General features: G+C 31.6%; 8 protein-coding genes and 1 tRNA gene. 5 read left to right on the forward strand and 4 right to left on the reverse strand.

Features of this window, described 5'->3' with window-relative positions; all coding sequences use genetic code 11:
• Nucleotides 1-197: 197 nt before the first annotated feature.
• Nucleotides 198-5,894 (forward strand): T9SS type A sorting domain-containing protein, encoded by a 5,697-nt coding sequence (locus JOP69_RS09620; RefSeq protein WP_203394897.1) that lies wholly within the window; start codon nucleotides 198-200, stop codon nucleotides 5,892-5,894.
• 256 nt (nucleotides 5,895-6,150) lie between these two features.
• Entirely contained in the window at nucleotides 6,151-6,483 is a 333-nt protein-coding gene (locus tag JOP69_RS09625) for a transposase (RefSeq protein WP_252191095.1), read from the forward strand.
• Between the two features lie 127 nt (nucleotides 6,484-6,610).
• Here JOP69_RS09625 and JOP69_RS09630 read toward each other — a convergent pair.
• A tRNA-Leu gene (locus JOP69_RS09630) sits at nucleotides 6,611-6,692 on the reverse strand.
• 105 nt (nucleotides 6,693-6,797) lie between these two features.
• On the opposite strand from JOP69_RS09630, the gene JOP69_RS09635 reads away from it, so the two are divergent.
• The 3 genes from JOP69_RS09635 (at nucleotide 6,798) to JOP69_RS09645 (ending at nucleotide 11,662) form a co-directional block, all read left to right on the forward strand.
• Nucleotides 6,798-8,186, forward strand: coding sequence for a dipeptidase (locus JOP69_RS09635; protein ID WP_203394741.1), 1,389 nt, complete (start codon nucleotides 6,798-6,800; stop codon nucleotides 8,184-8,186).
• Between the two features lie 274 nt (nucleotides 8,187-8,460).
• Nucleotides 8,461-10,110, forward strand: a complete 1,650-nt coding sequence (locus JOP69_RS09640; protein ID WP_203394742.1) for a M1 family metallopeptidase — start codon at nucleotides 8,461-8,463, stop codon at nucleotides 10,108-10,110.
• A 403-nt stretch (nucleotides 10,111-10,513) separates the two neighbouring features.
• Nucleotides 10,514-11,662: an OmpA family protein gene (locus tag JOP69_RS09645; protein WP_203394743.1), complete on the forward strand. Its 1,149-nt coding sequence runs from the start codon at nucleotides 10,514-10,516 to the stop codon at nucleotides 11,660-11,662.
• 593 nt (nucleotides 11,663-12,255) lie between these two features.
• Here JOP69_RS09645 and JOP69_RS09650 read toward each other — a convergent pair.
• From JOP69_RS09650 to JOP69_RS09660, 3 genes are all read right to left on the reverse strand, one after another.
• A complete protein-coding gene (locus JOP69_RS09650; protein ID WP_203394744.1) occupies nucleotides 12,256-12,852 on the reverse strand; it encodes an alkylphosphonate utilization protein in 597 nt (198 codons plus the stop codon).
• Between the two features lie 440 nt (nucleotides 12,853-13,292).
• Nucleotides 13,293-14,915: an adenine deaminase gene (gene ade / locus JOP69_RS09655; RefSeq protein WP_203394745.1), complete on the reverse strand. Its 1,623-nt coding sequence runs from the start codon at nucleotides 14,913-14,915 to the stop codon at nucleotides 13,293-13,295.
• Between the two features lie 224 nt (nucleotides 14,916-15,139).
• The gene (locus JOP69_RS09660) at nucleotides 15,140-17,044 is read right to left on the reverse strand and encodes a ComEC/Rec2 family competence protein (protein WP_252191096.1); all 1,905 of its coding nucleotides are present in this window, start codon (nucleotides 17,042-17,044) and stop codon (nucleotides 15,140-15,142) included.
• Nucleotides 17,045-17,123 lie beyond the last annotated feature (79 nt).

The raw sequence follows: 17,123 nt of genomic DNA on the forward strand, positions 1-17,123 counted from the left end.
ATAAACGTAATTTTTAGAGGTCTTATAGGATACTGTTGTAAATAAAAAATGACTCACAATTAATAGAAAAATAAGTTTGTTATTTTTTTGTACAAAACAATTTATTTGTACATTTGCAAAGATTAAGATAGTGATATCTTGATACTCCCTACATTTTATCGACTCCCCCACAAAAAACATTTTTTTTAAAAGAAACTATGAAGGATACTACTTTTCAGGTATGTGAATTTGGGGAAATTCAACACCTATTTAAAAACAGCTTAAAAAGCTTAACAATACTTACCGTATTATTATTTGCCACTTCCTTTTCTATGAGTGCGCAAGGACCAGGACCCGACACCAATGATAATATTCAATTTTACAAGAAATTTTCTGGTGCAAACCTTACCTATAAACAAATAGGGAATAGTGAGGTTAAATACAATACAAGTGGAACAACCTATACTTGTACTAAAGGTAACGGGGCAGCTACAAGTGCTAATTTATCAATACCTGCAGATGCAGTTATACAAGCTGTATATGTACAATGGTTTGCGCTTGTTAAACATGGCAGATCTGGTTTAACATCATATAATCCTTTATCTACTACCATTCCTATTACGTTTCCTAACGGAACCACAAAAACTATAACAAAAGATAAAAGTTATAGAGAAACGGTACCATTTAGTAGTTATAACCCTATATACGAAGGTTTTTTAGCTGATATTACTACAGAAGTTTTAGCACAGCCTAATCCTTCTGGAACTTATACTGCAGATGTGATTTCAACATCTCCAAATAGTACTGTTCAATTAAGATTCAATTCAGCCTGCGCCTACTCTCAAGAAAATGTAAGAGCATGGCAAATGTTGGTAGTCTACAAATCACCAACTGATGAAACTGGGATTAATCAAGTATATGTGTATGATGGCTTAAAAGGTTTTGTATATGGAGACATTACTGTTCCTGTAACAGGTTACAAAGTATATTCGGGTGATGTAGCAGGCAGTATATCTGTAGCTTCTTTACAAGGAGATGCTTCTATAGCTGGAGAAAGCATTAAAGTTTCAGATAATGCCTTTGCAGACTTCCCTAAAGATTTCGCAAATTCAGGAGGGGTTTCAGACCCAGCTCCTGGTAATAATGCTTCTACAGGTAGCCCTTATGGAGCTTGGGATATAGATGTTGTAAATAGTAACTTTACGCCAGGTTCAACTAGTTTAAATCTACATGCAGGTTCTTGGCAAGACCTTATTATGTTAGATTTAATTGTATTAAAAATTCCAACAGGAGGTTTAGTTGTAACTAAAAAAACAACCACACCTAATGTTAATATTGGCGAAAACGGTACCTACGAAATAACTTTAACAAATGCTACCAATGTAAATTTAAAAGGAGTAACAGCTAAAGATATTCTACCAGCAGGTTTCACCTATGCATCTGGCGCTAATATTATATTAAAAGATGCTCAACAAACTTCTACAACAAAACCACAAGTTGGAGATACTACGCTTAATTGGGGGGAATTTAATATTAATGGTAAAGGAAGTGTAACCATTATCTTTGATATAGCAGTACCTGAAAACCAAAAATTAGGCACCTATCAAAACGGAGTAACAGCTAAAGTAACAACTCCAAATGATACCGTAATTACAAATTATGACTCGGGAGATTCTAATGATGAAGATATTACTGTAGGGAATCGTTGTGATGCAGCTTCTTCTGGCAACTTAGATACAGACGGAGATGGTATTAGTGATATTTGTGATTTAGATGATGACAATGATGGTATTTTAGATGTTGATGAAGATATATGTGGAAACTATGGAACCCCTCTACTTTATGAAAATTTTGGATCTAGTAATGCCACTACGAGTACACCACTATCTAATGATATAATTACAAATTATACATATAAAGAATTAAAAAATCCACGTAGTAATGATTATAGTCGTGATTTACAAGATGATCTTTACGCAGTATTTAATAACATACCTAACTCTGCAAGTTGGGCAAATGATAGATGGCAAACCGTAGGAGATCACACAAGTGGTAGCTTAACACATACAAATGACAATATGTTAATGGTAAATGCAGGTGAAACTCTTGACATTATTTATAAAAAAACAATAAAAGGTGTTACAGCAGGTGCTCTTTTAGACGTATCTTTTTGGGTATTAAATTTAGATGTTGACAATAACCTTAATGATGATCCTCTTAGAGTTTTACCAAACATACAAATAGAACTTTGGCAAAACGGAAAACTTTTAGGCCCTTCTGTAAATACAGGAAACATTGTTAGAGAAAAAGCAGGCAGTAAAGATGCATGGAAATATTACGGTACAAATGCTCCTTTAACTACATTAAATAACAGCGACATTACTGTTGTAATCAGAAACAATACAAAAGCAACATTTGGAAACGATTTAGCTATTGATGACATTATAGTAAGACAATTATGTAATACAGATTCAGACGGAGATGGCATCCCAAATCGATTAGATTTAGATTCAGACAACGATGGTATTCCAGATGTTATAGAAACTGGAGGTAAAGACGAGAATCATGATGGAATGGCAGATGGAGTTATTGGTAAAACACCATCAACTAACGGAATTCCAAGTAGTGCAGATACAGGTAACTCGCTAACATCATCAGACGGAGACGGAATACCAGACTATATAGATATTGATGCAGACAATGATGGTATACCAGATAATATAGAAGTACAAACTACAGCAGGTTATATTCCTCCAAGTGGTATTGGTACTGCCATTACAGACACCAATAATAACGGTATCGATGATGTTTACGAAGTAGGTGGTAAAGTTTTTATACCTGTAGATACCGATGGTGATAAAATACCAGATTATTTAGATGCAGATTCAGACAATGATGGTATTCTTGACATTGCAGAAAATGGAGCCCCACGGAACACACTTGCAGGAAAAGATACAGACGGTGATGGTTTAGATGATGCTTTTGATGATAATACAGACAACCCTACTATTGGTTTTACCGTAAATGATGGAGGAACAACCCCTAACAACAAAATAACATCTTTAACTACTTTAGAAAACTCTTTTGGAGATACAGATGGTAATTTTGATCCAAAGAACCCAGCTGAAGGTAATCTAGACTATAGAGATATTCCAGAAGCTGCAGACGCTATGATTACGCAAGTCTATCAATTTGGTAAAGAAAGATGGATAGAGATAACAAATATTGGTACAACTGATATTCCTGCGAATACAATAAAAATTCAATTGTATAAAGATAAAACTATTGCCGAAGTTGATGCGTTAACAATAGCAACACCAACTACTGAAGTAATAGTAGATTCTGAACTAAAAGTAGGTAAATCTATCTTGTTTAAAAACAAAAAAACTTCTGATATAACAAATTTAGGAGGTGCAACAATTATACAAAACAGCGCATTAACGGATATTAATGGAGCAAATGACATTATTACACTTTCATCTGCTATAGGAAATTATGCATGGGCAAATAGATATGATATCGTTTCTAATATTACAGACAATACTTCATTTGTTAGAATAGATAAAGTAACAGCACCTAATAAAGAATATGATGCTAAGGAATGGGTAGTATTTATAGATGACGCAATAGAGACGTATCAATCGGGATATGTCACAGCAGATAGTAATACTAAAAGACATCCTGAAGATCCATTAATCTCAGAAATAAAAAATTCCGATAAACAAGCAAATACATTGTTAGGTTTACACAGAATTAAGGAAACTACCACAAATAAGGATGGTACTTGGGATAATGGTTTTCCAGACAGATCTCGTTATGTGATAGTAGATCAAGATTACAATCATATAAACAATCGATTAAGTGCAAGAAAATTAAAGGTTGCTAAGAACAATGAATTAAGAGTAACAGATCAATTATTAGTGGTTACAAATGATATTGAATTAAATGGAGACATTCGTTTATCTGGTTCTTCTGCTCAACTAATACAAACACACACAGATGCTAGTACAGTTTCTGGTAATGGACAATTATTTGTAGATCAAAACTCAGAAGTACCTAGTTTGTATCGTTATAACTACATGAGTTCACCAGTTACAACTTTAAATACAGATACCTATACTTTAGAGTCTGTTCTTAGAGATGGTACAACAGCAAACACAGCTAAAGCGATTACTTTTGTTGGTGGATATGATGGTTCATTTACAGGAACTGGCATTTCCTTAGCAGATTATTGGGTATACACGTATGCTCCTGCTAGTGATGGAAGAGCTAATTGGTTACATAAATATAAAAATGGAACCATAAACAGAGGTGATGGATATACTTTTAAAGGACCGGGAAGAAAACAAAACTACACATTTGTTGGTACCCCTAATGATGGTGAATTTAAAACCAAAAAGATAACTAAAGGACAATCTTATTTAATAGGAAATCCCTTCCCTTCTGCCTTAAATGCAAGAAAATTTTTAGATGACAATAACGCTTTAATATCAACACTTTATTTTTGGCAACATGTAGCAGAAACAAATGCTTCTGGAACTGCTGGTCATAACTTTGGAGGTTATATTGGTGGATATGCTGCTCAGAACGTAAGTATGGCAACAGCTGTAAAAACAGGAGAAACAGGACCTGTTGACTTCACGCTTGAAGCGGAGCATGTGCCTGATGCAGATACAAATAGCCATAAACAACTCATTTCAAATATTTTAGGCACAGTAGTCTCTTTAAATAATCAAGATTATATTAAATTTTCAAATATTCCTAGAGGGGTAGAAAACTTAAAAATAAACTACGCATCAAGTTTAACTAAGAAATTTAATATAAAAATTGATAATGTAGATAAAGGAGATTTTACTTTTCCTTCTACCAATCTATTTTATAATGATGTAACATTTAATTTATGCATACCAGCAGGTAGTGATATTACTATAACCGCAACAAACGACGAGGGTGCGCTTTCTATAGATAAACTAATATTTCAAGATGATGACGGCCTTATACCTTGTGTTGCTAACTCAGGAGAAGCTGCATATGCAAGCTTATACAAAACTCCAGAACCTTATGTTGCCATCGGTCAAGGATTCTTTGTAGAAGGTATTGGTACCGGACAAATTAAATTTAACAATAGTCAAAGAGAATATAAAACAGAAGGAAATGGTACTTCTATATTCCTAAAAAGTGATCAGAAAACAGCAGTAAAAACCACGAATAGTAGCCTACCTATATTAAAATTAGGAATGAGCTACTCTAATGATGAAGGTAGAAATTTACATCGCCAAATTGGTATTTCTTTTAATCAATCTAACTCTTTTGGTTATGAAAAAGGATATGACTCTGAAATGTATGATCTAAATCCTACAGATTTCTATTGGAAGTTTCCAAATAATTCAGATAACTATGTAATTTCTGGAGTTCAAGAAATAACAAACGCATTAGAAGTGCCACTAGAAGTTATTGTAAGTGAAAACAGTATTATTACAATTGGTATTGATGAAATAAACAACATCAATCAAAATGTATATATCAAAGACAAATTAACAGGTAAAACACAGCAAATTAACAAAAAAAGTGCCGCTTATCAATTACCTAAAGGTACGTACACCGACAGATTTGTTTTAGCTTTTGAGGCCGCAGAAGGTTCAGTACTTGGTGTAGAGGAAGATATATTTGCTGGAAAAACTACTATTTATGCAGATAACGACAATAGCACTATTGTAATCTCTAAAAATCAAGAAGTAAACATTCAAAAAGTAGAATTATTCGATATACTTGGTAAAAAAATAAGTACTTGGAATATTAATGAACAAAAAGCTACATACCAATTAGACATTAAAAAACAAACTATAACAGGTGTGTATATTGTAAAAATGAATACCAATAAAGGTACCTTAAGTAAAAAAGTTGTAATTAAATAAAAAATCATCGCGTAGTTACTTCCACAGAAAACTATATAGAAAAGGTTATTAAGAGTTTTTTTTTAAAGAAATATTTTAACTCTTATTGTAATTTCTAACCATCCCCACCGGCTACCCCCCTTTTCTATATAGTTATTTTTATTAATTTGAATACGTTAATTTTCACTGATTTAACCCAAGAATCTTACTGAAGCAATACAAAGATTATTTAAGTAATTTTAAGCTATGGGAACAAAAATCTCGTACCGAACAATGGTTGTTTTTTTCTAAAAATATCGGAAACTATCTTTCAATAGACGAAACAGCATTTTCTAATGGAGATTTATATTCTATCATTACAAATAAAAATGCCAATGGAAAGAAAGGTACTTTACTTGCCATGATTAAAGACACTAAAGGAGAAGATATTATTAGAATCCTTCAAAAATGGTTATACATTATCAGAATATACTCCACTATTTTTGACCATAGAAGCACAAATACTTCTGCAGAATCTTTTATAGCTAAAATTAAAGCCTTTAGAGCACAATTTAGAGGTGTTAGAAACATCAAATTTTTCCTTTTTAGACTCTCAAATATTTATGCCTAACTTCTAAATCCCTCAACTTTTGGACTTGATCTGTTTTTTTTTGATCATAAAATAAGTGTTACCATCACATTAAGTTGTGTTATGTGCAAAAAAAAAGCTGACTTAAAAAGTCAGCTTTCTCTTATTGTACAGGCGGAGAGACTCGAACTCTCACACCTCGCGGCACTAGATCCTAAGTCTAGCGTGTCTACCAATTCCACCACGCCTGCAACTTTTCCAATATAATTGGGCTGCAAATATAAACAATCCTTGCAAACTGCAAAGCAGTTCATAATAATTTTTCTACTTTTGATGAAGAAATAAAATTATATCTTATGAATAGCATACAATCTTATATAAAAGACAACAAACAACGCTTCTTAAATGAACTCGTAGAACTCCTTAAAATCCCTTCTGTTAGTGCAGATTCGGCATATAAAAAAGATGTTTTACTAACAGCAGATTTTGTTTTAGAAAGTTTAAAAAAAGCAGGATGCGACAACGTAGAAATGTGTGAAACTCCAGGATATCCTATTATTTACGGAGAAAAAATCATCGATAAGAACTTACCAACCGTATTAGTTTACGGTCATTATGATGTACAACCGGCAGATCCAATAGAACTTTGGACCTCTCCTCCATTTGAGCCAGTCATCAAAAAAACAGAAAATCACCCAGAGGGAGCAATTTTTGCAAGAGGTGCTTGTGATGATAAAGGTCAAATGTATATGCACGTAAAAGCATTAGAATACATGACCTCTACTGGGAACTTGCCTTGTAATGTAAAATTTATGATTGAAGGTGAAGAAGAAGTCGGATCGGAAAGTTTAGCTTGGTTTGTACCAAGAAATACAGAAAAATTAGCAAATGACGTAATCTTAATTTCTGATACAGGAATGATTGCCAACGATATTCCTTCTATAACAACAGGTTTACGTGGTTTAAGTTATGTAGAAGTAGAAGTTACTGGGCCAAATAGAGATTTACATTCTGGTTTATACGGAGGAGCAGTTGCAAATCCTATCAATATTTTAACAAAAATGATTGCTTCTTTACACGATGAAAATAATCATATTACTATTCCTGGTTTTTATGATAAGGTAGAAGAATTATCTACAGAAGAAAGAGCAGAAATGGCAAAAGTACCTTTTTCTTTAGAGAAATATAAAGACGCTTTAAAAATTGATGAAGTGTACGGAGAAAAAGGTTACTCTACTAACGAGCGTAATGCTATTCGTCCAACATTAGATGTAAACGGAATTTGGGGAGGTTACACGGGTGAAGGCGCAAAAACAGTTATTGCAAGCAAAGCATTTGCTAAAATCTCTATGCGTTTAGTACCAAACCAAGATTGGAAAAACATTACAGAATTATTTAAAATACATTTTGAAAGTATTGCACCTAAATCTGTAACTGTAGTTGTAAAACCGCATCACGGAGGGCAAGGTTATGTAACTCCAACAAATAATATTGCATACCAGGCAGCTAGTAAAGCGTATGAAACTACGTTTGGTAAAACGCCAATTCCACAAAGAAGTGGAGGAAGTATACCTATTGTAGCTCTATTTGAAGAACATTTAAAAAGTAAAACAATACTAATGGGCTTTGGTTTAGATTCTGATGCAATTCATTCTCCAAACGAACATTTTGGCGTTTTCAATTACTTAAAAGGAATTGAAACAATTCCGTATTTTTATAAAAACTTTACAGAATTATCTAAATAAGACCATCTAACTAATCAGTATGGTTATTTAAACACAAAGGTTTGCGGAAAGAAAGCAAAGCATTTACTATTTATTTCTTTGAGAACTTTGCCCTTTTCTTTGCCTCTCTGCGATTATTGTAAATAATAGAATAACACTGATTAGTTGCTAAACAATAAGACTGTTATTTTTTTTTGACAAAATAATTAATTTTATGATTTTTAATCAGAAAAAAGTAACAGTTTTTTTATCCATAATTTAAAACCATAAAAAGTTTTCACCTAAATAAAACCGAATGAAATACCCCCTTTATATACTTGTCTTTTTTGTTTTAATTTGCGCATGTAAAGTAAAACCCCAAGGGTTATTAAGTGAGAAAAACAGTTTTACCCGACTAGATACTTTGAGAGGATCTATAACCCCAGAGAGAGCTTGGTGGGACTTAACTTATTATCATTTAGATATAGAAGTAAATCCAAGTAAAAAATATATTTCAGGTAAAAACACTATTAAATACACCGTTTTAAATGCTAATAATTCTATGCAAATAGATTTACAAGCGCCATTAAAAATAACCAAAGTTACACAAGATGATAAAGAATTAAAGGTAATACATGATGGTAATGCCCATTTTGTGCAGCTTATAAAAGATCAAAAAATAGGCAACTCAGAAAGCGTTGTTGTTTATTATAAAGGAAACCCAAAAGAAGCAATAAAAGCTCCTTGGGACGGTGGTTTTTCTTGGAAAAAAGATTCAAACGGAAACGATTTTGTAGCCACTTCTTGTCAAGGTGTAGGTGCAAGTCTTTGGTGGCCCTGTAAAGACCACATGTACGACGAAGTAGAAAACATGAGAATTAGCGTAACAGTTCCTTCAAACCTTATGGATGTTTCTAATGGCACCTTAGAAAGTGTAGAAGATCATGGAACTACAAAAACCTATAATTGGTTTGTAAATAATCCTATCAATAATTACGGAGTAAACGTAAATATTGGAGATTACACTCATTTTTCTGAAATTTATAAAGGTGAAAAAGGCCCTTTAAAGATGGATTATTACGTATTAAAAGACAACTTAGAAAAAGCCAAAAAACAATTTAAAGACGCTCCTAAAATGATGAAAGCGTTTGAATATTGGTTTGGACCGTATCCTTTTTATGAAGATGGCTATAAATTAGTAGAAGTACCTTATTTAGGTATGGAACATCAAAGTTCGGTAACGTATGGAAACAAGTATATGCAAGGCTATTTAGGACGAGATTTATCTGGAACTGGTTGGGGTTTAAAATTCGATTTTATCATTATTCACGAATCTGGACATGAATGGTTTGCCAACAACATTACCAATAAAGATATTGCAGACATGTGGATTCACGAAAGCTTTACCAATTACTCAGAAAGTCTTTTTGTTGAATATTATTACGGCAAAAAAGCGGCGGCAGAATATGTTATTGGTTTAAGAAAAACAATTGGTAACAAAAGTACAATTATTGGGCAATATAATGTAAACAACGAAGGTTCTGGAGACATGTATAACAAAGGTGGAAACATGTTGCACACGTTACGACAATTGGTTGATAATGACGAAAAATGGCGTTCTATTCTAAGAAAAATGAACAAAACCTTTTATCATCAAACAGTAACAACAGCGCAAATTGAAAGTTTTTTAATTACAGAAACAGGAATTAATTTAACAGCCTTTTTCAACCAATACTTAAGAGATATTAAAATTCCAACTTTAGAGTATTCTATTAAAAATAAGCAATTAAAATACCGATGGGCAAACGTAGTCGCTAACTTTAAAATGCCTTTAAAAGTAGGTGTAAATACTAAAAACCATTGGATTTATCCAACAGAGAAATGGCAAACATTAAAATTATCAAATGAAAAATCCATCTTAAAGGTAGATGTAAATTTTTATGTTTACCATAAAGAAATAGATTAAATAATTACTAACTATTTTAAAATATAAGGTTTTTGCATAAAATCTATTATCTGTTCCTTTTTTCGGAGAAAACAATCTCCCTTTTACTGAATAGAATAATGTTTCAATCCCTATTTATTAGCGCATTTATTGTAAAGATTTAGGATGTATTCAAAACCTTACATCACTTATAGTGATTAACAGGCTAAATAGTCTCTAAAATTAGACATAGTAAAGAAAAAACCAACTAAAATAAAACGTTAAATATTAAACAACTATGACGATTCTGTAACAATATATAACAAGTCTAAAAAAAAATAATTTTTAAGTTGATTAATGTATTTTTTTAAACAGAAAGTATTGTTTGTATATACAAAAAATATTGTATTTTTGTGGCTTAAATCACATTTAAAAAATTTAAAAGATGAAAAAATTAATTTTAGGGGCTTTATTTATAGGTTCTATTTTTCAATTAAGTGCACAAGAATTCAACAAATGGTCTATAGATCTTGGAGCTGGTGTACAGACAATTGTATTCCCAGGAGCTTCTGGATATGGAACACATAACCCAGATTTCTGGCAAGCGAACATAGGTGCGAGATACATGATTAATGAAAAGTTTGGTTTACGTTTAGATTTTGGTTACAACAACATTAGTGAAGATGACGGTAGTACACCTTTTAAATCTAACTACTATAGAGGTACATTAGAAGGAGTTATTAATGCTGGTAACCTTTTAAACTTTAAAAGCTGGACAAACAGTTTTAATGTTTTAGTACATGGTGGTGCAGGTATATCTAGATTATACGCTAATGAGCCAATAGATAGAAATGTAGATAAAATGTTACATGTAATGGCAGGTATTACACCACAATATAAATTGTCTAATAGAGTTTCTTTATTTTTAGACGTATCTGGTATCAGTAATTTTTACCAAAGCTATACTTTTGATGGTGCAGCTACTACTTCTAGAAATGGTATCAGTGGAGGACTTGTAAACTATTCTGTAGGTGTTAACATTGCTTTAGGTAATAAAGAGCAACATGCAGACTGGTATTACGCAGAAGTACCTGAAGTTGTATCAGCAGAAGATTTTGCTACTTTAGACAAACGTTTAAAAGGAGCTGAAAAAGAAATTACTGAATTAAAAGCTAAAGGATTAAATAAAAATAAATTAGTTACTGAATTAGACAACAGATATGCAAAAGCAGGTACTACAGGTAACATCGATTTTGCTAAGCAATTAATTGACAATGGTTATGTAAATGTTTATTTTGATGTTGACAGAGCTAACGTTCAAACTGGATCTACTAGTGCAATTAACTTCTTAAAACAATACTTACAGAACAATTCTTCTGCAAAAGCTGAATTAATTGGTTATGCTGATGAAACTGGACCAGAAGGGTACAACAAATTTTTATCTGAAAAAAGAGCTAAAACTGTATACAATATTTTAATTGATGCAGGTGTAAGCGCTAACAAATTATCTTACAAAGGTGTAGGTGAAGATACTACTGCAACTTCTAGTGCTAGACAATTAGCAAGAAGAGTAGCTATTAGAGTTCAAAAATAATAAGAGTTCGTTATTCTTTATTATAATAATAGAACAACCATCAACAATTTAATTGTTGATGGTTGTTTTTTTTATATACAAAAGTTAGTACTTCCTTTATTTTTTTTATCAAATTAATACAGAAACAAAACTTAGGATGCTAAACAACTCTTATACAAATGAATTTTATAATAGTTGAGAATCAATTTGAATTACTTTTTCTGAATATGAAATAGAAAATCTAATCATAGCCATAATTATGGTTCTATCTTATATTAAACCATCTGTTAGTGATAGAACAGAAACGAATTTAATTTATTATTTTGATATTTATTTGAAGAACTTAAGAGTCGTAATAAGAAGAAACTCTAAAATATAAGCATAAAAAAACCTCGAAATTTCGAGGTTTTTTTATGCTTTTTAATCAGCCTTAAACTAAACTTTAATGCGATTTATTAGCCAACTAGCGCGTTAGCGATTGTAGCATTTGTTTGAGCTCTTTTTTCTTTTTCAGAAAAAAAGCGAGTGCGGAAAGCGCGACCTGTAAGGGAACTCCCAACTTCTCGATACAATTTTCTTTCAGAAAATCACTCGAAATGATCTATGTTAAAAACCTACTCTTTTTCTGCCATTTTTTTAACGTAATCTGTAATAATTACAATTTGCGTTGGACCAACTTTACCTTCAATATATTTTGCGTTTTCATGATCTAAAGAAATTCTACGCACCGCAGTTCCTTGTTTAGCAACCATACTAGATCCTTTTACTTTTAAATCTTTAATTAAAACTACAGAGTCTCCTGCTTCTAAAATAGCGCCGTTTGCATCTCTGTGAATAATTTTTTCGCTATCATCTAAATGATCTCCAGATTCTTTAGCAAAACGTAAATCGTCATCTTCTAAATACATCATGTCTAACAAATCTTGCGGCCATCCTTCTGCTCTTAAACGAGACAACATTCTCCAAGCAACTACTTTTACACCTCTATATTCACTCCACATAGAGTCATTTAAACAACGCCAGTGATTTGCATCTGTTTCTTCCGGATTATCTATTTGAGTAATACAAGTTTCACAAGCAAGAATGCTTCCATCTACTCCACCACCACCAGTTATGGTTGGTTTTACATCATAAATTGATAAATTATCTTTTGATGCACATAATTCGCATTGATTTCCACTTCTGTTTTCTAAATCTTGTTGTAAACTCATAATTTTTTATTTAATTATGCAAAAGTACATTTTTATATGAAAGATGCTAATTATTACCTAAAGAAGTGTGCATTAAATTAAGAATTTGACAAAATTTTAACTAGAAGCTATTTCCTGCTTTCACTACTCGCTTTTTTTATTCCTAAAAAGGAAATAAAAAAGAGCTCAAACAAACCGCTCAAATGCGGAGCATTCAACGATTCCAGAAAAGATAAAAGCAGAGTTAATCAGGGCTAAACTTGTTTGCTAGCTTTTTGTTATTTCGAAATGAGCTTTTTTAGTGATTGAGAAATCTCATTTCATACAGATGCATAACCGCTAAATATAAAATGAGATTGCTTCGTAAACTCGCAATGACAATTAGGCTTAAAACCTTTGACACTTTGAATCTTTGAAACTTTGAAACTTTGTTACTTTGTTACTTTGTTACTTTTAAAGCCCTAAAAAACCTCTAAAGAAGTAAATTGAAACGAAGTTCCATCAAACAAACCTTTGTCTGACAATTTTAAAGATGGAATTACCAACAACGCCATAAAAGATAAACTCATGTAAGGCGCTCTTAATTTGCTACCCATTTGTTTCGCCATTTCATCTAACTCTGCATACGCTTTTCCAATAATCTCAGCTGGTTTATCAGACATTATTCCGGCAACGGGTAAAGAAACTATTTTTTCTTCAGTTGCGTTTACCGCACAAACTCCCCCTCTATTTTCTATAATAAGGTTTACAGCTTTACAAATGGCTTCGTCCGAAACTCCAACCGCTATAATATTATGAGAATCGTGCCCAACAGAACTTGCTATTGCTCCTTCTTTAATTCCAAAGTTTTTAATAAAAGCAATTGCTGGTACATCATTTTGATAACGATTAACAACTGTCATTTTTAAAATATCAGTTTCTGTGTTTGACACTAAGTTTCCATCAACAATTAAAGCATTTGCTTCAATCTGATTGGTTACTAATTCGCCATCTAAAGCTTCAATGACTCTAATTTTTTCTGATGTAGATTCAAATCTAAAATCGGAAGCTTTCTTTTTATCTGTATCAAAGTTATTCAATACTTCAAAAGGAACAGATTTCACAAAAGAAACTCCGTTTTTAGCAACCAATTCTCCATTAATATACGTTTCTAAAACCTTGAATTTCTTTAAATCTTCTACTAAAATAAAATCGGCATCGTCTCCTTTTTGTAAAAACCCAACATCTAAATTATAATGTTTTATAGGATTTATACATGCCGCTTGCAATACCTTAAATACATCGATTCCTTTAGCAACAGCTCTTTCACATAATTGATTAATGTGCCCTAACAACAAATCGTCTGGATGTTTATCGTCTGAACAAAACATCATATTCTCAAAATGTTCTGGCAATAAATCTATTAACGCTTCGAAGTTTTTGGCTGCAGAACCTTCTCTAATAATTACCTTCATGCCTTTTTGAAGTTTCTCTAAAGCTTCATCAAAAGAAAAACATTCGTGATCTGTAGAAATACCGGCTGCAATATATTTGGTAGCATCAGCGCCTCTTAAACCTGGCGCGTGACCATCAACTGGTTTGTTGTTATTTTTTGCGTGTTGAATCTTAGCTAAAACCTCAGCGTCATCAAATAAAACTCCGGGATAATTCATCATTTCTGCTAGATATTTAATATCCGGATTTTCCATCATCAATTTAATATCTTCAGAATCGATAATTGCTCCGGCACTTTCAAAAGAAGTTGCAGGCACACAACTTGGTGCTCCAAAATTAAATTTAAACGGAACTTTCTTTCCGTTTTCTATCATAAAATCGACACCTTTTACACCTAAAACATTGGCAATTTCATGCGGGTCGGAAACAGTTGCAACTGTACCATGTTTTACAGCAATTTTAGCAAATTCAGAAGGTACTAACATAGAGCTTTCTATATGAATATGCGCATCTATAAAACCGGGTAAAATATAATTTTCTTGTTGGTGATTTACTTCTCTAATTTCTAGAATCTTTCCATTTTCAACCTCAACTTCTCCCTTAAAAATTCGTTTATTTTGTATATCTACTATGTTTCCTTGTACAATCATTGCTTTCTATTTCTAAAGCAAATTTACAAAGAAAAATTACCATATCCTTTTATCATTTGTTTATCATTCTTATTTTAATCATTGAATCTAAAATAGAACTCTTTTTTTTATTCCATGAAAAATAATAAATCTATAAATGTGTTTCTTTTTAACGAGAATCTCTTAGAAAAAGAAGACAATACTGCAACTTTTAATTTCTAGTTTTATAAAACTTAATAGAAAACCTACTGAATAATAAACGCACCTTTTTGACCTGTATAATGAAAAGGAATTTTATTATTTAAACACGTCTTTTCCCAACGATTTACATCACTTTTATAATTAGAACCATCTGCAATAATTTGTGAAGGTTTTATAATCTTTATCAATCTTGTTAAATTTATTTTTGGAGAATATTGCAACACAACAATTGGTTTACGCATTCCGGAAACCATGTAAACACCCAGACTATCTATCAATAAAATGTCTTTGTTAGAAAATTGAATAAAATTTTTAAAATTGGTTTCTTTAACCTCATCAATACCTTCTGAAACGCTATACGTTTTAATACTATTTTCATTTTTAAACCTTGTACTATCTAGATTGTGCTGTAAAAAAAGCTGCTCACCTATCCTTTCTCCTATAATTGAAAATCTACTTTTATGAAATACAATTAACTCTTCTTTTACTTTATTAGTATTCGATTCTAATAGAAAAATAGTTTGTAGAGATACTATTGAAATTAAAAAGTAAACGAGTCTTTTAGACGACTTTTTCATAAAGAAATACACTCCTAAAAAGAGAAATATATACCAAAATAACATGGCAATAAACGAAATAGAAATTTCTTTAAACAAAAAGGTTTCTTGATGAGAAATCCAACTTACAAAACGATTCATCCAAGAAATAACAAACCCATAAATAGCTGCTAAAAATGGTGGTAAAATATTTAAAACCGCTGTAATAATGACTAAAATTCCACCTATTAAAACGGCTCCTAAAAAAGGAATTATCACTAAGTTAGAGGCTAAAAATAATCCTGGAAATTGTTGAAAATAATAAATACTTAAAGGTAAAATTCCTATTTGCGCAGCTATTGAAACGGTAAACAATTGCCATATTTTTTTGTCAATAAAAAATTTTGGTTTATAAGTTCCATACAACTTTGGTTGTACCCAAAGAATACCAAAAACAGCCAAATAACTAAGTTGAAAACCAACATCGAACAGAAACATGGGTTTTATCAATAATAAAAAAAGCATGGAAGAAATAAAGGAGAACTCAACTACATTTTTTCTTTGAAAAGATAACCCAATGGCTAAAAAAGTAAACATGGTTACAGCTCTAACCACAGATGCAGAAAGACCTGCGACAAAAGCAAATAGCCAAAGTAAAAAAATGATGACAATTGTTTTTATAAACTTTCCGTATTTAATTCTTTCTACAGGTTTAAATATAAAAAATAAAATCCATAAAATAACCCCAACATGCAAACCAGATACTGCCAAAATATGGATGGCTCCTGCTCTTTGATAGTCTACAATCAATTCTTTAGAGATATCTTGTCGTTGCCCTAATAACAATGCATTAATAACCGCTAATTCGTCTGGCTTAAAATGATATTTCTCTAACGCTTCTTGAATTATATTTCTAAATTTAGCTGATAATCCAAATAAAGTTGTTGTTTTAGAATTCAACTTTAAAAACTGATTTTTTGTTATAAATACCTGATGATAAACACCTTGTTTGGCTAAATAAGATTTGTAATTAAACTGATGCGGATTTAAAGGCGGAATTAACTCTTTTAAAACAGGTTTCAATAGCAACTGATCATCAACATGTAAAGAACTTATAAAACTATCTTTTTTAACATTTAAGAGAACGGTTCCTTTTGTTTTGCGATTATTAACATTAATAAGATTAGCTTCATATTTCTGATAATAATTACCAGGTTTTAATATTTTATGAATCTGTAAAATTACCGTAGCATTTTCTTCTATATGATGTTTGTAAAAAGAATCGTAATTTCTATCATCATTAATATAAACAACAGCAACTCCAATAAAAAAGAATAATATAAAAGAGACACAAGTTCTTAGTATTTTATGCTTTATCAGAAAAAAAAGCAGGATTAAAACACCTAAAAACAAGAATATTTTTAGAAAACTGAAAACCCAAAAATGCGTAAAAAATTGGAAACAAATTCCAAGAATTACAAGCACAACAAAG

Source organism: Polaribacter sp. Q13, assembly GCF_016858305.2.
GTDB lineage: Bacteria > Bacteroidota > Bacteroidia > Flavobacteriales > Flavobacteriaceae > Polaribacter.